The sequence below is a fragment of the Salinibacter sp. genome, assembly GCF_042218895.1.
In the GTDB taxonomy this organism is placed as follows: domain Bacteria; phylum Bacteroidota; class Rhodothermia; order Rhodothermales; family Salinibacteraceae; genus Salinibacter.
Genome location: NZ_JBDGQQ010000003.1, coordinates 35,894 through 59,014 on the forward strand (window position 1 = coordinate 35,894; position 23,121 = coordinate 59,014).

Annotated in this window: 20 protein-coding genes; 15 read left to right on the plus strand and 5 right to left on the minus strand. The window is 65.0% G+C overall.

The window, feature by feature from the left end:
* Positions 1-16: 16 nt before the first annotated feature.
* The 10 genes from ABEL04_RS00395 to ABEL04_RS00440 all read left to right on the plus strand — a co-directional run bounded on the left by ABEL04_RS00395 (position 17) and on the right by ABEL04_RS00440 (position 10,190).
* A complete protein-coding gene (locus ABEL04_RS00395; protein ID WP_375800388.1) occupies positions 17-1,018 on the plus strand; it encodes an aldo/keto reductase in 1,002 nt (333 codons plus the stop codon).
* A 37-nt stretch (positions 1,019-1,055) separates the two neighbouring features.
* Complete coding sequence (locus ABEL04_RS00400; RefSeq protein WP_375800389.1) at positions 1,056-1,577, plus strand: hypothetical protein; 522 nt, start codon at positions 1,056-1,058, stop codon at positions 1,575-1,577.
* Positions 1,578-1,834: 257 nt separating this feature from the next.
* Entirely contained in the window at positions 1,835-2,533 is a 699-nt protein-coding gene (gene msrA, locus ABEL04_RS00405) for a peptide-methionine (S)-S-oxide reductase MsrA (protein WP_375800390.1), read from the plus strand.
* A gap of 401 nt (positions 2,534-2,934) precedes the next feature.
* Entirely contained in the window at positions 2,935-4,836 is a 1,902-nt protein-coding gene (gene uvrC / locus ABEL04_RS00410) for an excinuclease ABC subunit UvrC (RefSeq protein WP_375800391.1), read from the plus strand.
* Between the two features lie 142 nt (positions 4,837-4,978).
* Positions 4,979-5,527 (plus strand): type 1 glutamine amidotransferase domain-containing protein, encoded by a 549-nt coding sequence (locus ABEL04_RS00415; protein WP_375800392.1) that lies wholly within the window; start codon positions 4,979-4,981, stop codon positions 5,525-5,527.
* Positions 5,528-5,741: 214 nt separating this feature from the next.
* Positions 5,742-7,757: a M1 family metallopeptidase gene (locus ABEL04_RS00420; RefSeq protein WP_375800393.1), complete on the plus strand. Its 2,016-nt coding sequence runs from the start codon at positions 5,742-5,744 to the stop codon at positions 7,755-7,757.
* 204 nt (positions 7,758-7,961) lie between these two features.
* Positions 7,962-8,249, plus strand: coding sequence for an amphi-Trp domain-containing protein (locus ABEL04_RS00425; RefSeq protein ID WP_375800394.1), 288 nt, complete (start codon positions 7,962-7,964; stop codon positions 8,247-8,249).
* 118 nt (positions 8,250-8,367) lie between these two features.
* Complete coding sequence (locus ABEL04_RS00430) at positions 8,368-8,934, plus strand: DUF2911 domain-containing protein (RefSeq protein WP_375800395.1); 567 nt, start codon at positions 8,368-8,370, stop codon at positions 8,932-8,934.
* Positions 8,935-9,254: 320 nt separating this feature from the next.
* A complete protein-coding gene (locus ABEL04_RS00435) occupies positions 9,255-9,644 on the plus strand; it encodes a hypothetical protein (RefSeq protein WP_375800396.1) in 390 nt (129 codons plus the stop codon).
* Positions 9,645-9,692: 48 nt separating this feature from the next.
* Positions 9,693-10,190, plus strand: a complete 498-nt coding sequence (locus ABEL04_RS00440; protein ID WP_375800397.1) for a methyltransferase family protein — start codon at positions 9,693-9,695, stop codon at positions 10,188-10,190.
* A gap of 199 nt (positions 10,191-10,389) precedes the next feature.
* Here ABEL04_RS00440 and ABEL04_RS00445 read toward each other — a convergent pair whose 3' ends face one another.
* From ABEL04_RS00445 to ABEL04_RS00455, 3 genes are all read right to left on the minus strand, one after another.
* On the minus strand, positions 10,390-12,696 hold the full coding sequence (locus ABEL04_RS00445) for an acyl-CoA dehydrogenase (protein WP_375800398.1): 2,307 nt from the start codon (positions 12,694-12,696) through the stop codon (positions 10,390-10,392).
* Positions 12,697-12,821: 125 nt separating this feature from the next.
* Complete coding sequence (gene hemE / locus ABEL04_RS00450) at positions 12,822-13,886, minus strand: uroporphyrinogen decarboxylase (protein ID WP_375800399.1); 1,065 nt, start codon at positions 13,884-13,886, stop codon at positions 12,822-12,824.
* Positions 13,887-13,947: 61 nt separating this feature from the next.
* The gene (locus ABEL04_RS00455; RefSeq protein ID WP_375800400.1) at positions 13,948-14,841 is read right to left on the minus strand and encodes a dienelactone hydrolase family protein; all 894 of its coding nucleotides are present in this window, start codon (positions 14,839-14,841) and stop codon (positions 13,948-13,950) included.
* A 196-nt stretch (positions 14,842-15,037) separates the two neighbouring features.
* On the opposite strand from ABEL04_RS00455, the gene ABEL04_RS00460 reads away from it, so the two are divergent.
* From ABEL04_RS00460 to ABEL04_RS00480, 5 genes are all read left to right on the plus strand, one after another.
* The gene (locus ABEL04_RS00460; RefSeq protein WP_375800401.1) at positions 15,038-15,694 is read left to right on the plus strand and encodes a phosphatidate cytidylyltransferase; all 657 of its coding nucleotides are present in this window, start codon (positions 15,038-15,040) and stop codon (positions 15,692-15,694) included.
* Positions 15,695-15,806: 112 nt separating this feature from the next.
* Positions 15,807-16,670, plus strand: a complete 864-nt coding sequence (locus ABEL04_RS00465; protein ID WP_375800402.1) for an esterase/lipase family protein — start codon at positions 15,807-15,809, stop codon at positions 16,668-16,670.
* Between the two features lie 48 nt (positions 16,671-16,718).
* Complete coding sequence (locus tag ABEL04_RS00470; protein ID WP_375800403.1) at positions 16,719-18,032, plus strand: HD domain-containing protein; 1,314 nt, start codon at positions 16,719-16,721, stop codon at positions 18,030-18,032.
* 278 nt (positions 18,033-18,310) lie between these two features.
* Positions 18,311-18,835, plus strand: a complete 525-nt coding sequence (locus ABEL04_RS00475; RefSeq protein WP_375800404.1) for an RNA polymerase sigma factor — start codon at positions 18,311-18,313, stop codon at positions 18,833-18,835.
* A 280-nt stretch (positions 18,836-19,115) separates the two neighbouring features.
* Positions 19,116-20,513 carry a tryptophanase gene (locus ABEL04_RS00480; RefSeq protein ID WP_375800408.1) on the plus strand — a complete coding sequence of 466 codons (1,398 nt, stop codon included), beginning with the start codon at positions 19,116-19,118 and terminating at the stop codon, positions 20,511-20,513.
* Between the two features lie 68 nt (positions 20,514-20,581).
* On the opposite strand, the gene ABEL04_RS00485 is transcribed toward ABEL04_RS00480, so the two are convergent.
* The gene (locus ABEL04_RS00485) at positions 20,582-21,736 is read right to left on the minus strand and encodes a thiamine pyrophosphate-dependent enzyme (RefSeq protein WP_375800405.1); all 1,155 of its coding nucleotides are present in this window, start codon (positions 21,734-21,736) and stop codon (positions 20,582-20,584) included.
* A gap of 77 nt (positions 21,737-21,813) precedes the next feature.
* Positions 21,814-22,902 carry an asparaginase gene (gene ansA, locus ABEL04_RS00490; RefSeq protein ID WP_375800406.1) on the minus strand — a complete coding sequence of 363 codons (1,089 nt, stop codon included), beginning with the start codon at positions 22,900-22,902 and terminating at the stop codon, positions 21,814-21,816.
* Positions 22,903-23,121: the final 219 nt, after the last annotated feature.

Genomic DNA, 23,121 nt, shown 5'->3' on the forward strand with positions numbered 1-23,121 from the left:
GACCCCTTTTCCACTCATGCTCCTTCCCTCCTACCGATTTCTCGGCGACACCGGCGTGAAGGTGTCCCCTCTCTGCCTGGGTACCATGTCCTTCGGTGGGGCCGCAGACCGGGACACCGCCGCCGCGATGGTTCGGCGCTGCCGCAAGGCAGGGATCAACGTCTTCGATTGCGCCAATGTCTACGAAGACGGCCGCTCCGAAGAGATTCTGGGCGACCTCGTGGCCGACTGCCGGGACGAGGTCGTGCTCACGACGAAGGCGTACTTCCCCACCGGCGACGATCCGAACGCCCGGGGCGCGAGCCGTTACCATTTGGTCCGGGCCGTTGAAAACAGCCTGCGGCGTCTCGGCACTGACCGGATCGATGTGCTCTTCATCCATCGGTTCGACGACGAAACCGCTCTGGAGGAGACCCTCCGCGTCCTCGACGATCTCGTGCGGCAGGGCAAGGTTCTCTACCTCGGGGCCTCCAACTTTGCCGCCTGGCAGGTGATGAAGGCCCTCGGCCGGCAGCGCGCCGAGGGGTGGACGCCGTTCCACGTCCTCCAGCCGATGTACAACCTGACCAAGCGGCAGGCCGAGGTTGAGCTCCTACCGATGGCCCAGAACGAAGACCTGGGGGTCCTGAGCTACAGTCCACTCGGCGGCGGCCTCCTCACGGGCAAATACGGCGTCGATCGGCGCCCGGCCGAGGGACGGCTCGTCGAGAACCCAATGTACCAGACCCGCTACGGCGAGGACCTTCACTACGAGGTGGCCGAGCGCTTCACCGCGTTCGCCGCGGAACACGGATACGATCCCGTATCGCTGGCCGTGGCGTGGGTGGCCCACCACCCAGCCGTGACCGCCCCCATCATTGGCGCCCGCAATCTGGAGCAACTGGAAGGCTCCCTCGGCGCGCTGGAGATCGACATGACGCCCGACCTGCGCGAAGCGATCAGCGATCTGTCCCCGACGCCTCCTCCAGCCACCGACCGCACCGAAGAGCGAACGGAGCACACCTACGGCAACCGCTAACCCCGCATTCTCCATCGCACACCCCCGTTTCAATGGCATGGCCTGGTACACGCTACAGGACGATTCGTGGAGCCAGCAGTCCTCGCCCCCACCCGGAGGATTTTGCCTCCATGTCCGCGCCGAAAACACGGGCGCTCCGGAGGTCCGAGCCCTTGCTGACGGCCAAGAATTCTTTCACCTGTCTGGGGTGACGCCTCGACCGACGGCAGATACAACGCACACAGTGGCCCGCATTGATCCCGATACCGCGACGGGGGTGCGTCTCTTTGCCGTACACGCCGATGGCCGGGACCTGACGTTTGAGGACCGCCGTCCGGACGACCACCGGCGCGACAGGACGGAACAGGCTCTCCAACACGCCCGGTCGTCGTTGAACGAAATCCTCGTTCCCGTCTACATCGATGACGTGATCGAGGAGCTTAGCGAGCGGGTCTCAGGACTCGTGGCCCTCCACACTGCACAGTACGAAGACAAGAAGAGCGCGTCTTGGACATACTTCCGTACCTCGGTGTTCGACGACGGAGACCTTGCGCTTGAGGAGGAGTACGGCTCGATCTGATGCACGCGCAGGAGTCAACGCCTCCCCTGAGCGTCTTTTTACTGCGGGGACCCGAGACTCTCAGGCGCCTTCTGTTGTCCGCTCAGCGCTCTCCAGTAGGGGACCTAGACAGGTGCAGCTCGAGTAAGAAGACTCTGCTCTATAACAGGAGAGCCCTGCCTTGCGACAAACGAGATCTCCCTCGCAACAAACGGGTCCCGAAAGGATCAGACGATCTTCAGAAGCTTTCTCTTTTCCTCAACACAGAGGTATCCACGATGAATCGCCAGACTCATCCCCCGTTGCTCCGACTCAGCCTTGCGGTCATTCTGACCCTGGTTGCGGGTGGACTTTTCCTACGCTGCACGTCTTCTACCAGCGCAGATACGGAGGCGGTCGCCTCCTCGGACACGACCCTGCCCGCCGCCGTGGCCGACACGGCGACGTTCGCCGGAGGCTGCTTTTGGTGCATGGAGCCGCCGTACGACAAAATCGAGGGCGTCGCGTCGACGACCTCCGGATTCGCCGGGGGCGACGAAGTGGATCCCTCCTACCGCGAGGTGGCCAGCGGGGCCACGAACCACACGGAGGTCGTCCAGGTCGTCTACGACTCCACGAAGGTCTCCTACGACCGCCTCCTGCGCGTCTACTGGCACAACGTCGATCCCTTCGACGGGAGCGGTCAATTCTGTGATCGTGGCTCGCAATATCGCCCCGCCCTCTTTGCCCACACCGCCCGCCAGCGTCGCCTTGCCAGTCAGTCAAAGCAGACGGTGGCGACTCGCTTCGACCAGAATATTGCCGTCCAGGTGCAGTCGCTCGATGCCTTCTACGCGGCGGAGACGTATCACCAAAACTACTACAAGAAGAACCCGGTCGACTACAAGAGCTACCGCCAGGCCTGCGGCCGTGACGCGCGGTTGCGAGAGATTTGGGGCGAGGCCGCAGGGACCGACGCCCCGCTGGCTGTCAAGTAAGGAGGGGGCCTTGACCGCTTTGAGGCGCACACCGCCTACGTGGAACGAACCCGCCCCGGCGTTGCGACAGATGAACGGGGGGCTGACTCAGATAGGCTTCGGCTTCTCGAAGGAGCCTCCCCTGCATCGGGCAGCCGCAGGCTGGGAGGATACGGTCTGTATTCACCCCCCTGCACAACGGCCTTCGAGTCGACCTCACAGGCCCGTTGAACGGCCAGCCCAGACAGCGGTGGAAGAAGCGCACGCCTGCACTGGCGGCCGGGCTTCCCGACGAGGCGTGGACGGACATACGAGCTTCGAGGGATGAAACCAAGGCCATATCTCCCCGGATGATCGAATCACACTCCCGTGACGAGGCGTAGCGCAAGTGTGCCTTTTGCCCTGCGCAACAGCCCCGTACGATGAGCGACCTGCTCGACGACAAACCCGACGCTCTCGTCCAGAAGCTGGAGGCCCTCCCCACCGACCCGGGCGTCTACAAATTTCTGGACGAGGAGGACTCCGTCCTGTACGTCGGCAAGGCCAAAGACCTGCGGAAGCGGGTGCGCACCTACTTCCAGGACAGTCGGCAGCGCGACGGCCGCATCCAGGTGATGGTGCAGAAGGCCGTCGACGTGGACATCATCGTCACGGATACCGAGGCGGAGGCCCTCATCCTGGAAAACAACCAGATCAAGGAGCTGCAGCCCCGCTACAACGTCAACCTGCGGGACGACAAGACCTACCCCTACATCTGCATCAAAAACGAGCGCTTCCCCCGCGTCTTCAAGACGCGCACCGTGAAGCAGGACGGGTCCGAGTACTTCGGCCCCTACGCGGACGTGTCCAAGATGAACGCGATGATGGACGCGATCCGGTCCGTGTTTCAGCTCCGCACCTGCTCCCTCGACCTGAGCAAAGAGAAGATTGAGGCCGGCACGCACGACGTGTGCCTGCAGTATCACATCGACAACTGCAAGGCCCCGTGCGTGGGGAAGCAGTCCGAAGAGGACTACATGCAGACGATCGAGCAGGTGAAGAAGCTCCTGAACGGCCAGACGCAGGCGCTCATCGATCTGCTGAAGGACGAGATGGAGCGGCAGTCCGACCAGCACAATTTCGAAGAGGCCGCCCGCCTGCGGGATCAAATCAAGGCGCTGAAGGACTACTCCCAGCAGCAGAAGGTCGTCAGCCAGGACTTCGCCGACCGCGACGTGTTTGCCCTGCACGCGGACCGCGACGAGGACATTGCCTGCGGCGTGCTCTTTCAGGTGCGCGAGGGCAAGATGATTGGCAAGCGGCACACGTTTCTGCGCCGCATCGAGGGCCGCACGGACGAGGAGCTCGTGCTCTCCCTCGCGGAAAACTACTACGCCGACGCGAACTTCTACCCCGAGGAGGTCCTGCTCTCGCACGACCCGAACGACCACCCGGCTCAGGACACCCACGCCCTGGAGGAACTCCTGCGCCAGAGGCAGGGCCACAAGGTGCCAATCAAAGTGCCCCAGCGGGGCGAGAAGGCGAGTCTGGTCCGCATGGCCACGTCGAACGCCAAACTGCAGGTGGGCGAGTGGAAGACGCAGCAGATGAAACGGGAGCGCAACCGCATTCCCGAGAGCGTGAAGGCTCTCGGCGACGCGCTGGGCATGGACGAGACGCCCCGCCGCATCGACGGCATCGACGTATCGCACCACGGCGGCAAGGAGACGGTGGCCTCCTGCGTCGTCTTTACCGACGCCACCCCCCGCAAGAGCGACTACCGCACCTACAAGATCCGCTCCACCGAGGAGGGCACGCCCGACGACTACAAAGCGATGCGCGAGGTGGTACGGCGCCGCTACCGTCGGATGGTCGAGGAGGACGGTCCATGGCCGGACCTCGTGGTCATCGACGGCGGAAAGGGCCAGCTCTCCAGTGCCGTAGAGATGCTGAAGGAGGTGGGCGCGTACGATCGGTTTCCGGTGATTGGCCTCGCCAAGCGGCTGGAGGAGGTCTACCGACCGGGCGACTCCGATCCGGTGTTCCTCGCGAAAGACAGCCCGGCCCTGCGGCTGCTCCAGAAGGTGCGCGATGAGGCCCACCGGTTTGCCGTGACCTACCAGCGCAAGCGGCGCAAGAAGAAGACGCTGCAGTCCGAGCTGCTCGACATCCACGGCATCGGGGAGAAGACCGCCGAAAAGCTCCTGGGCCACTTTGGCTCGGTCGCCAAGGTGAAGGAGGCCGAGGAGGACGAAATGGCGGAGATCGTCGGTCCGGCGAAAGCGGAGACCGTGTACGACTACTACCATGAGACTGACGAGCCCGTGGCCGCGGACACTGAATAGCTTCCATCTGGCTTTCGGGCTATCTGCGGGGCCGGCCGGGACCTTGCGACGAATCTGCACGTCTGCAAGACGGACACGTCTTGGTACTTCACCCTTCAATAACAGAAACACATCGGTTTCCCAATCCACTCCCTCAACCACCATGGACCTTTCTGATCAGCGTATCGCTGTCCTCGTCGATCGGTCGTTCGAAGACCTCGAGTTTTGGGTCCCAACCATGCGGCTGCGCGAAGAGGGCGCCGACGTCGTCGTTGCCGGTCGGGACGCCGGGACGACGTTCACCGGCAAGCACGGCCTCACGGCGACGTCCAAAGTGGCCGCCCGCAACCTCGACGCCGACAACCTGGATGCCGTAGTGGTGCCCGGCGGCTGGGCCCCCGACAAGCTTCGCCGCGACGAGGGCGTGACATCGCTCGTGCGTGAGATGGATGCGCAGAACAAGATCGTGGCTCAGATCTGCCACGCAGGCCTCGTCGGGATCTCGGCCGGCATCGTCGACGGCCATCGTGCCACCGGCAGCGAGGGCATCAAGGACGACCTAGTGAATGCGGGCGCCGAGTGGGTGGACGAGGCGGCCTTCCGCGACGGCAACCTCGTCTGGGGACGCGTGGTGAAAGACATTCCGGCATTCTGCCGTACCCTCGTGTCGGCGCTCGAGCAGGAAGCCGCTCCAGCCTCCGCACCGGCGTAACGTCTGTCATTCCCCGGATTGTCGAGCCGAGGAGGGATTCGTGCTGGGCCGTTGACAAGGCGTCGAGGGTCCTCTTCCTTGACGCACGAAGATCCTCCCCGTCCACCCAGCTGCCTCATTCCGGTTTCCAGTCCTCATGGCGACCCGAATCCCGAATCCGCCTCGACCGGACTTCTCTCCTTCATGCCCCCTGTGCGGGCGAGTCGTCGCGCTGATGACGGGGCTCCTGGTGCTTGCCGGTGCCGTCCGGCCCGCCGGGGCCCAGACGCAGCCGGCGCCGACCCTCTCCGACGCACCTGCGAGCCCGCATGCCGTCTACGAATCGCCGGCCTTCACCCGTGCCGTCCGCGCGGGGACACGGACCCGGACTGGACACCCGGGTCCTAACTACTGGCAGCAGTACGCCCGATACGACATCGAGGCGCGCCTCGACCCGGCCACTCATCGCCTCGTGGGCCACGAGCGCGTGACGTATCTGAACCGGTCGCCGGACACGCTGCGTCGCGTGGCGGTGCATCTCCGGCAAAACCTCTACCGGGCCGACGTGGCCCGCCAGGAATCGGTGCCCGTAACCGGTGGCGTCTCCCTTCAGCGCGTGGCAGCCGACGGCACGCCGCTGCTCCGCGCGGCGCCGGACTCGGCGGCCGGCTACACCGTGGACGGGACCGTGGCCTGGCTCCGGCTGCCACGGCCCCTTGTGCCCGGCGACAGCGTTGTCCTCTCGTTCGACTGGTCGCACGAGGTGCCGCCCGCTCCCGCCGACGGCAAAGAGGGGCGCGATGAGGGCGTCTATTTCATGGGCTACTGGTACCCGCAGGTCGCCGTCTACGATGACGTGCACGGATGGGTCGCCGAGCCGTACACGGGCCAGGCCGAATTTTACATGGGGCAGGCTGACTATAACGTGCGCCTCACGGTGCCTGCCCACTGGCTCGTGGGCGCCACCGGGCAGCTTCAGAACCCCGAGGCGGTCCTCTCAGAGCGCTCGCAGCGACGCCTCCAGCGGGCGCGCCGGACCGGCGCGGTGGTCCCAATCGTAGAGGAGGGCGAACGTGGCACCAGGGTCGCCACTCAGGCCAGCGGGCCCACGGCGACCTGGCACTTTCGCGCCCAGAGTGTGCGCGACTTCGCGTGGGGCACGAGCGACCGGTACCTGTGGAACGCCACCCGTGCCCTTGTGCCTCCGCCCGCCAATCGCTTCCCGGGCGACGGCACGGTCCGGGAGGCGCCCTCGAATCCCGATTCCGGCGTGGCCACCGACACCGTGATGGTCCACAACTTCTACCGCCCCACCGAGGCGGCCGCCGCCTGGCCCCGCGGTGCCCAGTTTACCCGCAATGCGGTAGAGGTCCTCTCCCGATCCCTGCAGCAGCCGTACCCGTACTCGTCCATGACCGCGATGGAGGGCGTGCTGCGGGGCGGCGGCATGGAGTACCCGATGGTCACGATCATGCAGCCGTGGGCGACGCCGGCCAAGCTGGCCGGGGATCTGATGCACGAGGTGGGCCACATGTGGGTGCCCATGGAGGTGGGCACCAATGAGAAGCGGCACGTGTGGATGGACGAAGGCCTCACGCAGTTCAATACAGCGCAGGGCATGCGGACGACCCACGGCCCGGAGCCGCGCCCGTCTGGCCGGGCTAGCGATTCGGAGCGGGGCCAGCGCCGGACGTACCTGCGCGTTGCGCGGCGAGGCGACGAGGTGCCGCTCACACGCCACGGCGACCGCATCCCGCCCAGCGTATACTTCGACCTGCCCTACGACAAGGGCGCACAGGTTCTGAAAGCGCTCCGCGGTCTGCTCGGCGAAGCGTCTTTCCGACGGGCCTACCGCGCCTTCATCGATCGGTGGTGGGGAAAGCACCCGCAGCCGTACGACTTCTTCAACACCGTGGCGGACGTGACAGACCGCGACCTGTCCTGGTTCTGGCACGCGTGGTTCCATACGACCTGGACGCTGGACCAGGCGATTGCTTCTGTGACATCGACGGGCGACTCGACCGCAATTGTCGTTGTGAACCGGGGCCGCCTCCCAATGCCGGCCCGGGTGGTCGTCACGCGCAGCGATGGCACGACCGAGCGGCGGAGAGTCCCGGTGGACGTTTGGCTGAACGGGGCGCAGCGGCGCACGATTACAGTCCCCCGCTCGCCTGCCGTCGTCCGTGTCGAAATCGATCCGGACGAGCACTTCCCCGATGTCGACCGATCGAATCAGACCTGGCAGCCGTAAATCCCAGGCTGTGCGTCTCGGCCCGCGTCCCATCTGCCTCCCGAGAAGGCCCTGCCTTCCTTCCGAACCCGCTCCCGGACCCTTACGGCCGCCTTGCTCGAGACGATTTCAAATTCACCAGCACGGCACGAACTGCCTCACTCGTTCCAAGTATAGCTGAGCGGTGCACACTCTTTTTCCGCCCATATACCTTTTTCAGAACCGATGTCCAACGGTACGCTTTTCGAGTTCGAACAGGACATGTCCCGCGCGGACGTGGCTACCTATCTCCGAACCATCGCAGACAAGCTTGAGGACAGCGGCGAACTTGACTTCTCGGCCGCCGATCAGTCCACGAGCGTTCAGGTTCCCGACCACGTGGAGTTTGAGATCGAGCTAGAGCACGAGTCGAACGACCGTGGCTCCTCCGAGATCGACCTCGAACTCGAGATTGAGTGGTACGAAACCAGCGAGGGAAGCATCGCAGGACCCGGCTCGCTGGAGATCGAGTAGCCCCCCGGCCTCACGGAAATCGTTCGGGGCGCGGGCTGCTCTTCCGATCGACACTTTAATTTCCCAGCTTGGACGCTTCGCATCTTCGGCTTCTCTTTACAGCCCAGTCTACATCGGCATGCCTACGCTCCCCTCCCGTGTACTGACCACCGGTTTTCTGCTGCTCCTCGCCTCCGTGATCGTCACCCCGGCGACGGCCCAGGAGCGGGGCAACGAAGAGCCGCGTGTGAGCCCGAATGCCACCGTCTCCCAGACCATCGGCACCACGAAGGTTCGCATCACTTACGGCCGGCCCAGTGTGGAAGGTCGAAAGATTTTCGGCGGGCTCGTGTCGTACGGCGAGGTCTGGCGCACCGGTGCCAACGAAGCGACCACGTTCTCAGTCTCGTCGGACGTGACCATCGAGGGCGAGTCCCTCCCGGCTGGGACATATTCGCTCTACACCATTCCCGGCGAGGAGACCTGGACGATCATTTTCAACAGTGTCGCCAATCAATGGGGCACCAACTACGACAAGAGCAAGGATGTGCTCCGTGTGCAGGTTACGCCCGAGTCGGCCCCGCAGCGGGAAATGATGACGTTCCTGTTCGAGAACGTCAAGAACAGCCAGGGGACCTGCGTTCTCCACTGGGCAGACGTGCGGGTCCCCTTCCAGATTCAGGTGGCAGATAGCGGGGGCAACTAGGGTCGGATCCGACCGTACTCCTTGTTCAAACTTCAGTGCGCCCTGGTTCTTCCAGTTGCCCTGGCCCCATCGTCGACTGCGGTCCCAGGGAAGCCGCGCTCACCTGATGGCGGCAGTTCCGTCATGAGGCTTTTTGAGGACATGGAGTCCCGCGCCCCCTGTTCTTCAATCGCTTCGGGAAGCGCCTTCGGGGCTCTGCCTGCAGGGCCGCAAGTCACCTCCGCCAACTGAATCCTTCGATGAGCGACCCAGTGCACCCTTCCACTCGGTGCGTGACGTCCAGGCTGGCCATTGTCGTAAACCAAGGTGGTCGACGAGGTATGCACGTCGTTGTTACGGAGATGCCCGTCGTCCAGCCGCACCGGAAACGTGTGGCCCTGCTGTTTCATCCGCTTCCGGACTGCGTGGGAACTATCGTCGTTGTTGATGGTCAGCACGCGGAGCTCATCCGTGTCCCGACACTGCCGCACACGGGTCTACTCGGCCGCGACGCTGCTGGGAACGTCGGCTGGCATTCAATTTCAAAATGCTTCTTCCTACTCATCGGCCCCAGGCTTCCCATAGACCTCAGCCGCGGCGGAAAGGATTGGACTCTCGTGCTTGTGGGGGTCAGGCAGCGCTTGAACGTCGGACTCAACTCTTTGGTCGTCTCGCTGTTCGTCCGGCCCGAGATACTGATAACTGTACGCCTGCATTCCGTTTGTCATTGAGAGTGTACCGCGGTTAGTCCCGTCTACTTCATGAGTAGCCCTGACCAAATGAGTAGCCCTGACCAATCAGTCCCCGATCGTTCCCCCGACCAGGTTCCTCCCGGAGAGATTCTTGCCCCCTCTCCCCTGTTGACGCTCGTTGCTTTTCTGATCGGCCTGGGGATCGACTGGGCCGTTCCCGTGGCCCTTCTCCCATGGCCCTGGAATCTTCTCCCCGGTGCGATTCTCCTCGTTCTGGGAAGCCTGATCTTTGGAGGAGCAATACGGACCATGCGGGCCCGAGGGAAGCACCCCTCCCACTCCGACGAGCCGCCGGAGCTCATCCGCGAGGGGGTTTACCAGTACAGCCGGAACCCGATTTACGTAGGGCACAGCATCGCCCACGTCGGGGGGAGTCTGCTCGTCAATAGCGTATGGCCGCTCGTGACCCTCGTGCCGGTCCTCCTGTATCTTCGCGGTGTGATCCAGCAGGAGGAGGCGCGGCTGGAAGCCCTCTTCGGGGAGGAATACAACCAGTACCGGGCAGACGTCCGCCGATGGCTTTAAAAGTACTGCCCGATCGAGTTCGGCTCGGAATCGGGATGCGTGAACGCAATTCAGTGGCCGTCGGGAGCCTATCGGAAACTGCAAACTCCTTTGTCCCCGTGGTCACGGGACAGGCGTCCTCCCTCGGATCGGCAGGAATATAGAGCTGCGGGCGTCCGTCCGGGGGGAGTGGAGGCCGGAAGCACGCCCAAGCGTGTCTCTACGTCTCCTTCTCCGTCGCAATCGGCGCTGCAAGGCAGGCGTCCGGGATGGCGAACGCGTCGACCAGCGCCTCGGCCTGGGGTCGGAGCTCGTCACACAGGGCGTTCACCTCGCCCCGGATGGCCTTTGATTTGGTAGACTCGATGTAGTTGGCTTCCAGGAACCAGTCCAGGTCGTCCTCGATGCGGGAGAGCGCGAAGAGGGCTCGGAGCGTCGCCAGCGTGTCCGCCAGGGGTTCGTCCTCTATCGTCCCGATGGCGTCCACAAACCGGTTCAGAACCACCCGCTCGGCCTCCGCGTGGGCGAGCTGCACGAGATGATCCTGCACGTCCACGAAGGCCTCAAACGGGGCCATGTCCTGCTCCTCGATGCGGCGCTGCAGGCGTTGGCCGGCCGATTGCAGCATGTGATCGGCCCGGTACTCGAACGCCGACCGCTGAAAGTCGACACTCCGCAGGTGTTCAGGGTCCGTCTTGCGCGTGACAACCGGGTTGAGCTCCGTCATCCGCGTGGCCACCTCGCCGGCCACGAAGCGGGCCATCCCCAGTAGGTTCATGTCCCGAAACTCCCGCTGGAAGTCGGACAGTAGGCCCTTCGCCACTTGCAGCATGAGGACGGTATTGTCGCCCTCGAAGGTCGTGAAGACGTCCGTGTCGGCCTTGAGGGCGGCAATGCGGTTTTCCGCGAGGTAGCCTTGTCCCCCGCATGCCTCGCGGGCCTCCTGCAGCGTATCGGTCGTGTGCCAGGTCGCGTACACCTTGAGAGCATTGGCCTCCGCCTCCACCGTTTCGAGCGTCCCGTCGGTGCCCTTCGCCGCGAAGCGCCGTGTGAGGTCGTCGAGCGCAAAGTGGAGCGCGTAGGTGGTGGCGAGGCGCGGCAGCAGGCGGCGCTTGTGCGTGCGGTAGTGAAGAAGCGGCACCTCGGGCTCGTCCTTTGGCCCAAACTGCCGCCGCCGGTTGCCGTAGCGGACCGCAATCGTGAGCCCCGACTTGGCGGCGCTCAGGCCCGCCCGGGCCACGCTGATCCGTCCGCCCACGAGCGTGCTCAGCATGGTGAAGAAGCGCTTGCCGTCGCTCGGGATGGGGCTTTCGTAGGTCCCGTCCGGCGCCACGCTCGCATGGCGGTCGAGCATGTTCTCTCGGGGAATGCGCACATGGTCGAACCAGAGCCGCCCGTTGTCTACGCCGTTGAGCCCCATTTTTTCGCCGCAATCCTCGATGCGGACGCGCGGCTGCGGTGTGCCGTCGGCCTTGCGGATGGGCACGAGAAAGGCGTGCACGCCGTGCGCTTCGCCCTCGGTGTGGAGCTGGGCAAACACCGTGGCCATCCGGCCGTGGGCCGCCGCGTTGCCGATCCATTCCTTGCGGGCCGCGTCGTGGGGTGTGTTGATCACGAACTGTTCGGCCTTCGGGTCGTAGCGGGCCGTCGTCTCCAGGTCGCGCACGTTCGAGCCGTGCCCATATTCCGTCATCGCGAAGCAGCCGGGCAGCTCAAGCGTGCCGGCCCGTTCCAGGTACTGCTCGTGGTGGCGCTCTGTGCCCAGGCGGTGGATGCTGCCCCCGAACAGGCCGAACTGCACCCCGAACTTGATGACCATGCTGAGGTCGTGGTACGCCAGCATCTCGAAGGTGACGACGAACCGCTCCATGTCGTCCTCGCCCCCATACTCTTCCGGGTAGCCCAGGGCGCCGAGGCCCTGGTCGGCCAGCAGTCGGCACCAGCGGAGCACCTGGTCGCGGTAGGCGGACGTCGGAAGATCGTCCCGGTACTCGAAGACGGGATCGCGCAGCAGCGTGCGGATGCGGTTGCGCAGGTCGGCGTGCCTGCCGTCGAGCACTGCCGTGAGCGCGTCTCTGTCGAAGGGCACCTCGGTCGGTGGCGTGGGCACCTCCGGCGTGGGCCGCTCGCCGAGCAGGTCACCGATCACCTCCTCCCCATCCACCCCCAGAGAGGCCTCAATGTCTTCCAGGGCCCGGCGCGAAGCGTCCGACAGGGCCGTGCCGTTTTCCCCCACTTTGGCCATCGCGACCCCGAGCTCCGCCAGCGAGCAGCGGGTTCTCACGGAAGATTCCTGCGCGGCCTGTTTCAGTGCACGGATCCAGCGGAAGTACTGCGTCGCGGTGGGGGGAGACTGCGGATCAAGGTAGCCGCAGACCTCCTCGCGCACGTCCCCATCGATCCAGTTCTGATCTTGGACCTGGACGCGCAGCGTCTCGGCCTCGGACGGCGTGAGCACCCCGTCGGCCCACGCGACGTAGAGCAGCGGAAGGAGGGCGCGAACCTGGGGCGAGGAGGTGTCAAGCATGGCCGATCAGCGAAGACGGGTAGAAGCGCGGGTGTGTACATTCGCCCGGAGGCCTCCGTCCGCTTACTGCTGTCGTGTAGGCCGGGGAAGCGCGCCGCCGACCCACAGAGCGGGCAGTGCCGTCCTCAGACGGTGTGCATCCGGTGGGAGTGCTCGTGCACGGCCTTCACGAAAACGCGGGCATGGTCCGGATCATGGTCCGGCAGCATCCCGTGGCCGAGGTTGGCGATGTGCTGGTGCGCCCCAAACCCGGCCAGCATGTGCTGCACCTCACGCCGGAGGGCTTCGGGGGGGGCGTACAGCGCACAGGGATCGAGGTTGCCCTGTAGGACCGCCCGGTCTCCGACGAGGGTCCGGGCCTCGGACGGGTCCACAGTATGGTCGAGACTGAGGACGTCGTAGTCGGTGTCCGCCAGTGCACCGAGCGCGTGATGGGCCCCCTTGGCGAACACCACGAGGGGGACGTCCGGATGGTCGACCTTCACCTCCGTGGCAATCTGGTCGAGGTACGGCAGGCAGAAGGTGCGGAACGTTTCCGGGCTGTGAAGTCCCGCCCACGAGTCGAAGACCTGGAGCATCTGCGCTCCCGCTTCGATTTGGCCCTTCAGGTAGTCGACAATCAGGTCGGTCGTGCGCTGCAGGAGCGCCTTGCTCGCGTCGGGATGACGGTAGAGCCAGGATCGGGCGGCGCGGTAGGACGAGCTGCCACCCCCCTCCACCATGTAGGCCATGAGGGTCCACGGCGCCCCGGCGAACCCGATGAGGGGGACGCGGCCGTCGAGCTTGCGGCGAGTCACCGTGAGGGCCTCGAAGACGTGCCCGAGGGCCTCGTCTACGTCCGGCTCAACGAGCCGCTCCATCTCGTCGGGGGTCGAGAGCGGCTCCGGGAACGTGGGCCCTCGCCCCGACACCATCTCCACGGTCAGTCCCATCGCCTCCGGCACCACCATAATGTCACAAAACAAGATTGCCGCGTCCAGCGGGAAGCGGTCGACGGGCTGAATCGTCACCTCGGCCGCGAGCTCGGGCGTCTCGACGACCTCGAAGAAGTCGTGGGACTCGCGGATCTTCCGGTACTCGGGCAGATAGCGGCCCGCCTGACGCATCATCCAGACCGGGGTTCGGCTTGTGGTTTCCCCACGGGCCGTGCGGAGGATCAGGTCGTTCTGGAGCGACGGGAAGGCAGACATTCAGCAACCAACTTGAGATTGGTGTGGCGTCAAACGATCGGGACGAGAGCTGGACGAATCCTCAGGGCCTCTCCGGATAGAGATGGGTCCGTAGGAACTTGGTCGTGCGCGACCACGCCTCCCCTGCGGCCTCCCGGTCGTAGCTCTCCCCCGAGGGGTTTGCAAAGGCATGCCCCGCGTCGTAGAGATGCACCTGTACGGTTGCGTCCGCCGTCTCAAGACGGGACTGGAATCCGCGGACCGCCTTCATCGATACAACCTCGTCCTGGCGGCCAAAGTGGGCCAGAACCGGGGTCGTGAGCGTATCCAGGACCGATGCCGTCACCGGCTCGGGGGACCCGTAGTACGCAACCGCCGCGTCGTACCGCGTAGGGGCCGCGGCCACCGTGTCGAACGTGCGGCTTCCACCGAAGCACCATCCCAGGACGGCTACTTGCGGGGCCTCTGCCTCGGAGCGGAGATGGTCGTGTGCGGCCCGCAGATTTGCCATCAGCTGGTCTCGGCGGCTCAGGGCGCTTTTCGTGAGGGCCTGGGCGGAATCGGGTGAGGATGCGGTGGCTCCCCGATACAGGTCCACGGCGAGGGCTCGGTAGCCTTGCCCCGCTAGCCGGCGGGTGGCGGCCCGGATGTTGTCGTTCAGCCCCCACCACTCGTGGATCACGACAATCCCGGGCAGGTGGGCCGAAGACGGATCTCGCCCGTGGGCCGACAGGACCGAATCCGGACGTTCGGGCGCGGCCAGGTACCCCTCCACCGCGTCTCCGTCCGGGGTCTGGGTGTAGGAGACCGTCTTCGTGGTAATCGGAATCTCAGGGGCCCGCGTTGCGTCTGTGGCGGTCGGGGTGTCCCCCTGGTGGCCGTCGGCCATTTGTTGCGCCTCAGAATCGCCGTTGGAGCCGCATCCGGTGAGAAGGACTGCGGCGAGCGCAGCGAGAAGGAAGACTCGGAAGGACATTGGGAAACGAAGCGCTGGACACGTGCCGTTGAGAACGGAATAGAGGCAGGGTCGCGCTGGATGCACTGGCAAGCGACCTGAGATACGAAACTGTCTGTCCGCTCGAGGTTCCCTGCTCCAGAGGTGCGCCTGTCGAACCATCCCTCGACGTGAAGGTTCGGGGATTGCTGGTCTGTCCCTGAGGCGCACGACTCCTGTGTCCAATTCCTCCTCTCTTCCGTACTCCGGCGAGCTGTGGCGCAAGGCCCTGCACCTGCTCGCACTCTGCATTCCCCTGGGCATGGAGTGGGCGGGCATGCCGCTCTCGCTTTACATCCTGGGCCCGATGGCCCTGTTCGCGGTGAGCGCAGACCTGGCACGGGCCTACTCCCCCTCGTTCAATGCGTTCATCCGGACGGTTTTTGGCCCCATGATGCGGACAGAGGAGCTCCCAAAGGTCGGAGCGGGCATTCGCTTCAACGGAGCCACCTGTGTGCTCGTCGGGGCGTTTCTGCTCGCCCTTCTCTTTCCCCTCCGCGTCGCCGTTCCGGTGCTCGTCATGGCAATGCTTGCGGACGCCGCAGCGGCCCTCGTTGGCCGACGGCTGGGGCGCTACCCGTGGGGCCCTCTGTCCGCAACGCTCGAGGGCTCTGCCGCCTTCGTGGGGACGGGTCTCGTCGTCATGGCGTGCTTCCCGGCCATTGCGCTCGGGCCCGGGGCCGCCGGCGTGGTGACGGGGGCGGTGGTGGAGGCCCTTCCCCTCCCGGTTAACGACAACATCCGAGTCCCCATCGTGGCGGCCATCGCCGTCAGGGGGAGCGAGGTGCTCCTCCTCGGGCGACCGTTCCCCGTCCTCGGCGGCTTCCCGTCGTAGGAGCCCCCCGGTCAGGGCTGTGGCCAGTTCTTCTTCCCGAACCTCCGCCCTCGGTTCCGGGTACGATTTCTGCTCTACTTCGAATCCGCTGTGCCGTCCATCCTCGCTGTTTATGCCCGACGAGACGCTACCGGTGACGGCCCTGCAACGCCTTACCGGGCTTGAGCCCTTTCCTGAGCCTTCCATCGTGCCGGTCCAGGCCCCCGTTGTGCTCATGCACGGCTTCGGGGTGGGCGCCTCCTTTCGGCGGGGCGGCCATCTGCACGAGGAGGCCCTGCACCTGCGGTCGCGGGGCGTGAAGGCGATTGCTCCCAACGTGGCGCCCTACAACACCGTGCGGTCCCGCACCGCCACCTGGAACGACCGGCTGGCCCACGTCCTCGAGCAGACGAACGCCGACCGCCTGCTGCTCGTTGCCCACTCCATGGGAGGGCTCGACGCCCGGTACCTGATCTCAAAGATGGGCTGGCATGAGGTGGTCGACGTGCTCGTGACCGTCGCCACCCCCCACCATGGCTCCGCTGTGGCCCAGTTGGTCCTCGATCAGCCCGAAACGGTTCGCCGGTGGCTCGCGGACGTCGCCGACTGGGTTGGGACGCACGTCCTGGAGGACGGATCGGCCAACATTCGGCGGGCCCTGGAGGAACTCACGCCCGCCTTCGTGGAGAACACCTTCAACAAGGAGGTTCCCAACCACCCCGAAGTCGATTATTACTCGTATGGATTCCAGGCGGGGAAGGGCACGTCCGTCCCCATCGACCCCCTCTTCCAGTACTTCAACCGACACCTCTATGAACAGGAGGGCCCGAACGATGGCTTCGTGAGCGTGGAGAGTGCCCGGTGGGGACAGTATCTGGGAACGATCGACGCCGACCATGCCCGTCAGGTCGGCCTCAAGTCTCGGCTGGCTGGATCCTTCGACTCGAACGCGTTCTACACCTCGATCGCCCAGATGCTGGTCGAGAACGGACATTGATCGTCATCGGGCGTTGTTCTGCGAATCGACCGCCGATTGCTCTTCGCTGTGTCCTCCAATCAGCGCTTCAAGTTGTTCTCGGACCCGGTGCACGGGTTCATCTCGGTCCCGAAGAACGTAATCATGGACCTTATCCAGACGCCGGAGCTGCAGCGCCTCCGGCGCATTCGGCAGCTGGGGGTTGGGCATCTCGTCTTTCCGGGCGCCGAGCACACCCGGTTTAACCACGCACTCGGGGCGATGGCGCTCATGCAGGATGCCCTTACGAGTCTTTCTGAGAAGGGCACGCCCATCGACCCGGCGGAGCAGACCGCCGCCCTGGCCGCAGCCCTCCTCCACGACGTGGGCCACGGGCCATTTTCGCACTCGCTGGAGCACGAGCTCGTCGACGACTTCGCGCACGAGGACATGAGCCGGGTGCTCCTCGTGCGACTGAACCGGCGGATGGACGGGGCGCTGGACAAGGCCCTTGCCATCTTCGACGACACCTACGACCGCCCGTTCTTTCACCAGCTCGTGTCGAGCCAGCTCGACATGGATCGGCTCGACTATCTCCGCCGCGACTCCTTTTACACCGGCGTTGCAGAAGGGGAGGTGGGCGTGCAACGCCTGCTCAAAACCATGCGCGTGCTCCCCCTTCAAGGAGGCCCCGACTCGGAAATCATGATCGAGGCGAAGGGGATCTACGCGGTCGAGAACTTCCTCATCTCGCGGCGCCTGATGTACTGGCAGGTGTACATGCACAAGACGGTCCTAGCAGGCGACGAGCTACTCCGCGGCATCCTGCATCGGGCCCAGGTGCGCGCTGGGACTGGGACGCCTCCAGATTGGCTTCGCCAGGGCTCCCGCGCCCTTCTGTTCTTCCTCCGGAACGACATCCACGTCGACCAGATCGAGACACCGGAGGTGCACGCTCAGTACCTTCGGCTCGATGACACGGACATCCTCTTCAGTCTGAAGCAGTGGATGCAGGGCCCCGACCCTGTGCTGGCCGACTTGTGCCGGCGCTTCATCAACCGCGTCTTCTTCCGGGTCGTGTTTCTCCCTGAACGGCCCGACGCAGATGTGCTTGAGGCGTGGCGATCCCGGGTTGCCGACTGGCTGGTGGACCAGGATCTCGCCCCCCAAACCGAGGCCTACGATGCCGCCCGTCACTACCTGACCCTCAACGTGTCGCAGCATACCGCCTACGACAGCGACCAGGAGTTGATCGACATCTTGGGCCGGGACGGCACCGTGCGCGAGTTGTCCGAGATGGCGGACACCGCCTCGATCTCCGAACTCACCAGCTTTGTGGAAAAACCCTACGTCTGCTACCCGAAGCCGGTCGACATCGACGTGGAGGCCATGATCGAAGAGTAGCGTTCCGAGTACCGTCCATCATTTCTGACAACCACACCTGCGGCTCACTCCTTTTCCGCAGACCAGCGCTCAATCAGGCGCAATGCACGAAGGGAGCGTGTGGGGGACGATTCGTCGACCGCGTGCTCCGACTCGTCGATCCACGCGCACCGCATCGTTCACGGCCGCGTAGGACATGGCGACAGGCTACTCGGGGGAAGTCCCCCTGATTTTGTAGCCGTCGACCCCGACCGCAGTAGGCCATTCTCAACAGTTTTTCTGATTACCCGCTCGGGCCCATGTCCTCTTTTCCCGCCTTCGAACAGCAAGTATCCAGCCACGAAGATCGTATCTTCCGGCTCGCGCGTTCCTACGTGAAGGACGCCGCGACGGCTCAGGATGTTACCCAGGAGGTCCTCATTACGCTCTGGGAACACCAGGATGAGCTCAACGAGGACAAAGTTCTTCCCTGGCTCATGCGCGTCACGCGCAACGCGAGCATTGACAAGCTCCGGGCCCGTCAGCGGCGCCGGGACACGCTCTGCGTAAACACCGAGGGCCTGGAGCGGGCCGAAAGTTCGGAACGCCTGCCCGACCAGCACGCCGAAACGGAAGACTTGAGGGACCACGTTCTGGAGGCCCTGGACCGGGTCGATGATCCGTATCGGCGAGTGGTGGCCCTGCGCGAGCTTCAGGGCTTGAAGTACAAAGAGATCGCCGAAATCCTGGACATGCCACTCAACACGGTAAAGGTGTACATCCACCGGGGTCGCAAGAAGCTCCGTGCCGAGCTCGACCGGTCCCTCGATCCAGTGGAGGCCTGACGCCCACTTTCTCAGGTCCCTTGGGTGAGAAAGACCCCCAATCCGTGGCAGACTGTCGGACCGGTGCGGCGGCCCCGACCGCATCCCACCTGCTGGCGCTCAGAGCCCGTCCCCCAGTTTAGCTGCCCGCTGGCTGAAGGGGGTTCTGGCGCCGCCACACGCTGTCGGAGGGATTCTCGCCGGGGCCTGGATTCGCACTCAGCGTTGTCCTTGGGCCGCCTGTTTGGTAGCTTGGCATTCTGCAACGCTCCTCGCCTCCAAGTGCCGTGGTGCCATGGAGATGGATACGATCATTGAGCCGTTTCGGATCAAGTCGGTCGAGCCCATCCAGCTCACCTCCCGGGCAGAGCGTGAGCGATTGATCCAGGATGCGCACTACAACTTGTTTAACCTGCATGCCGACGACGTCATCATCGATCTGCTCACCGACTCAGGGACGTCGGCGATGAGTGCTGCCCAGTGGGCAGGCCTGATGCAGGGAAACGAGAGCTATGCGGGCTCTCCCTCCTACTTCCGGTTCGAGGAGGCGGTCAAGGACCTGATGCCCTTCGAGCACGTGATCCCGACTCACCAGGGCCGTGCTGCCGAGCGCATCCTGATGGGCCTCGTGGCTGGTCCTGAGGCGAAGATTCCAAGCAATACCCACTTCGACACGACACGGGCCAATATCGAGGCCACCGGGGCCGAGGCCCTCGATCTCGTTATCGAGGCGGGCCGGGATCCCGACCGCAAGCACCCGTTTAAGGGCAACATGGATCTCGATCGGCTGGCGGCGCTTCTCGAAGAGCATGCCGACCGGGTCCCCCTTGTCATGCTCACCGTAACCAACAACACGGGTGGGGGCCAACCGGTGTCGATCGCCAACATCCGCGGGGCGAAGGCGCTCTGCGACGAGCATGACGTGCCCCTCTTCCTCGATGCCTGTCGCTTCGCAGAAAACGCCTACTTTATCAAGGAGCGCGAAGACGGGTACGGCAGCCAGTCAGTTGAGAGCATCGTCCGCGAGATGTTCTCGCACGTGGACGGCATGACCATGAGTGCCAAAAAGGACGCTCTCGTCAATATCGGAGGCTGGCTGGCCCTCAACGATGATGCGTGGGCCCGTGAGGCCCGCAACCAGCTCATCCTTACCGAGGGTTTTCCGACGTACGGCGGCCTGGCCGGCCGCGACCTGGAGGCCATCGCTGTTGGCCTCCAAGAAATCGTGGATGAGGACTACCTGGAGTACCGCATGGCCTCGACTCGGTACCTGGGCGAGGCACTCACAGAGATGGGGGTGCCCATCGTGCAGCCGGTGGGGGGTCACGCCGTCTACGTCGACGCGAAACGCCTCCTTCCTCACATCGATCCACTCGATTATCCGGGGCAGGCCCTCGCCGTGGCCCTCTACACGACGGGCGGCATCCGGGGCGTTGAGATCGGATCCGTCATGTTTGGCCGCCAGCCCGATGGAAGCGAGGAGCCCGCCGACCAGGAGCTTCTTCGCCTCGCCATTCCCCGCCGTGTTTACACCCAGAGTCACGTCGACTACGTGATCGAGTGCTTCGAGAACGTGTACGAGCGTCGCGACGAGCTCTGCGGCTACGAGATCACGGAGGAACCCCCGCAACTGCGCCACTTCACCGCGCAGTTCCGCCCGAAAGAACCCGAGGTGGTCCATCGCGAGACGGAGACGTGATTCGTGACACACGAGCTCCCTCTCTTCCACCAGCTCCGTGTCACGAATCAGCAATCGCGAGTCATGCGTCACTCCCGGTACCGGGCGCGGACGATAACAAGGTCGTCCCGTCCAGCGGCCTCGTCCAGTGCCTCCCGGCAAGCCGCCGGCTCGGTAGGGTCATCGAGCGACACGACGTGGTCGGTATAGCCCGCAAGGACGGTGTCCACGGCGTCGCGGGGGACCGACTGTCCCCCCGTGGCATGGGCCCGGCCGTTGTCGAGGAGCAAAACCCTGAGCGGAAGGCTGCGCTGCTGGGCTTCGAGGAGCCCGAGGTGCCCCGCCGCCACGAATCCGAAGTCGCCCGTGACGGCCCACGCCGGTTCTTTTCCCACTGCCTGTGCCCCGAGCGCGAGGGGCAAGCTGCCCCCCATGTACGTGCACAGGTCGACGGCCTCGACCGGCGGGAGCGCAAACAGCGTTCCCACCGTCGTGTCGCCGGTCGTCACGGCCCGCGGGCGATCAGACAGGGCCTGGAGAAGCGGCTCATACTGGTTCGCAACGGCCCGGTGCGCATCAGGGAGTTCATCGGGAACCTGGGGAAGCGCCGGACGCGGCACCGTGTCGGGGTCTCTCCCGTCCAGCCGCGCCTCGAAGACGCCATGCTGGTACTCAGCGAAGAGGGGGCAGCAGACGTGCCGCGCCACGTCCCGCTCGTAGTCGACCGTCGGCGGCGATAGGGCGTCAGGCCCACTCGGGGCTTGCTCGGTTACGGCGTCCGCACTCAGAATGACGAGGTGCGGGAGCCCTTGCGTTTCCGACCGCCGAACGGCCCGAGGTAGTGCGGAGAGGCGATCGGCCGCCTCGGGCCGGTGCGTTGGGAGGCCCAGGTCGCGGGCCGTGCCTTCGATCTCAAGGACACTATCAGAGTGCGCGCCGGTCGGGTCGTGGAAGACCACAAGCAGCAGGCCCGCGGTCGTACCCGCCGCCAGGCTGTCGGCGATCGCATTCGCCGCTTTGAGGAAGCCGTGGGCCTTGAGGAGCACCGCCGAGCGATGGCCGAGCACGGCCGCCCCGTGCGCCATGCCCACTGCCACCTCTTCGTGGAACGAAAACGGCGGCGCGGACGCCCCTCCTCGTCGCCACGCCTCGTAGGTCTGGGTGGCGCCGTGGCCGGGCACCGCCGTCGTCAGACGCACGTGGCTGTGGTGGAGGGCATCGGCAATGGCCTCGGCGAGGGTCACTGGCTATTGAGTGTGAAGGGCTTGGCTGTGGCCGCGAATGGTTCTCGATGGGACCGGGGAGAGCCGTCAGAGCGTCCTCATCGATACCCCGCGAGGCGGCGACGGGTGCGGCCGAGGGCGGATGGCACCTCCTCCGGCGGCGTAAGCTCGCCCCGGAGGTTGTTCTGCACCAGGCGCCGCACCTCCGCCGGGTCGTAGTCCTGCTCGAAGAGATAGTACAGCTTCGACAGAGCCGCCTCCGTGGTCATGTCGTAGCCGCTCACCACGCCCGCGTCTGCCAGGGCCTGCCCGGTGGCGTAGAGCTCAAGGTCGGCGGTGCCGCGGAGGGGCTGCGTGACGGCGACGATGACGACTCCCCGGTCCGCAGCGTCCCGAAGCGCTTCCAGGAACGCTTCATTTTGATCCGGTGCGTTACCAGCCCCAAAGCATTCGAGCACCACGCCCTGCACGGGTGGGGCAAGCACGTTCTCAAGCGAGGCCGCCCCCAGCCCCGGAAAGAGGCGAAAGGCCGAGACGGTAGCGGCCCCTAGCTCCGTGACAGCGGGGGTGCGCGGCGGGCTGTAAGGCGCCGGCACCCGGTCCCACTCGATGTCGAGGTTGATCCCCGCCGTGCCCACGGTCGGAAAATTCGGCGAGTCGAAGGCCCCGAACGAGTCGGCGTTGACCTTCGTGACGCGGGTGCCGCGGAAGAGCCGGTCGTGAAAAAAGAGGTGGACGCCTGCGAGCCGATCCGAAAACTGACCGAGCAGCAGGAGCGACGTCAGGAGGTTGCCCTGCGCGTCGGTGCGGGTCTCATCGAGCGGCAACTGCGCCCCCGTGAGTACGACCGGCTTGTCGAGGGGGTGCAGCATGAACGACAGGGCCGAGGCGGTGAACGCCATCGTGTCCGTGCCGTGGACGACGAGAAAGCCGTCGTACGTCTCAAAGCGGGCCCGAATCGCCTCGGCGATCCGGAGCCAATCGTCGGGCGTCATGTTCGCGCTATCGAGCAGCGGGTCGAACTCGTGCACCTCGAAGGCCGGCACGTCATCGGCCCGGAACGACGGCCGCTCCTCCATCAGGGCCTGCAGAGTGCCGGGGGCGGGCACATACCCCTCCTCGCTCTCCACCATCCCAATGGTGCCCCCCGTGTACAGCACAAGAATACGGGACGAGGACTCGGGCATGGGGACGCCGGCGCGTGAGGTGGCAGGAGGCTAAACAGCGAAACGAGGTGTGACTACTGAGCGCTCATTTCTCGCTCTCTCATGTTTCCATTTCTGTACCTCTCGGCGACAGCGGTTGTCGTTCGGGTCCATCTGGAAGGAGCATTCACCATGCATCCCTCTTTTTCCTTGCTTCCCCATCCTCAGTCTTCATCCAGGATGTAGATGTCGCTCAGGTTA

Coding starts and splice junctions, on each gene's coding strand:
- ABEL04_RS00480 (WP_375800408.1), top strand. CDS start 19,116: ATGGATACGATCATTGAGCCGTTTCGGATCAAGTCGGTCGAGCCCATC.
- ABEL04_RS00420 (WP_375800393.1), top strand. CDS start 5,742: ATGACGGGGCTCCTGGTGCTTGCCGGTGCCGTCCGGCCCGCCGGGGCC.
- msrA (WP_375800390.1), top strand. CDS start 1,835: ATGAATCGCCAGACTCATCCCCCGTTGCTCCGACTCAGCCTTGCGGTC.
- ABEL04_RS00435 (WP_375800396.1), top strand. CDS start 9,255: ATGCACGTCGTTGTTACGGAGATGCCCGTCGTCCAGCCGCACCGGAAA.
- ABEL04_RS00400 (WP_375800389.1), top strand. CDS start 1,056: ATGGCCTGGTACACGCTACAGGACGATTCGTGGAGCCAGCAGTCCTCG.
- ABEL04_RS00475 (WP_375800404.1), top strand. CDS start 18,311: ATGTCCTCTTTTCCCGCCTTCGAACAGCAAGTATCCAGCCACGAAGAT.
- hemE (WP_375800399.1), bottom strand. CDS start 13,886: ATGTCTGCCTTCCCGTCGCTCCAGAACGACCTGATCCTCCGCACGGCC.
- ABEL04_RS00455 (WP_375800400.1), bottom strand. CDS start 14,841: ATGTCCTTCCGAGTCTTCCTTCTCGCTGCGCTCGCCGCAGTCCTTCTC.
- ansA (WP_375800406.1), bottom strand. CDS start 22,902: ATGCCCGAGTCCTCGTCCCGTATTCTTGTGCTGTACACGGGGGGCACC.
- ABEL04_RS00430 (WP_375800395.1), top strand. CDS start 8,368: ATGCCTACGCTCCCCTCCCGTGTACTGACCACCGGTTTTCTGCTGCTC.
- ABEL04_RS00415 (WP_375800392.1), top strand. CDS start 4,979: ATGGACCTTTCTGATCAGCGTATCGCTGTCCTCGTCGATCGGTCGTTC.
- ABEL04_RS00440 (WP_375800397.1), top strand. CDS start 9,693: ATGAGTAGCCCTGACCAATCAGTCCCCGATCGTTCCCCCGACCAGGTT.
- ABEL04_RS00445 (WP_375800398.1), bottom strand. CDS start 12,696: ATGCTTGACACCTCCTCGCCCCAGGTTCGCGCCCTCCTTCCGCTGCTC.
- uvrC (WP_375800391.1), top strand. CDS start 2,935: ATGAGCGACCTGCTCGACGACAAACCCGACGCTCTCGTCCAGAAGCTG.
- ABEL04_RS00395 (WP_375800388.1), top strand. CDS start 17: ATGCTCCTTCCCTCCTACCGATTTCTCGGCGACACCGGCGTGAAGGTG.
- ABEL04_RS00465 (WP_375800402.1), top strand. CDS start 15,807: ATGCCCGACGAGACGCTACCGGTGACGGCCCTGCAACGCCTTACCGGG.
- ABEL04_RS00425 (WP_375800394.1), top strand. CDS start 7,962: ATGTCCAACGGTACGCTTTTCGAGTTCGAACAGGACATGTCCCGCGCG.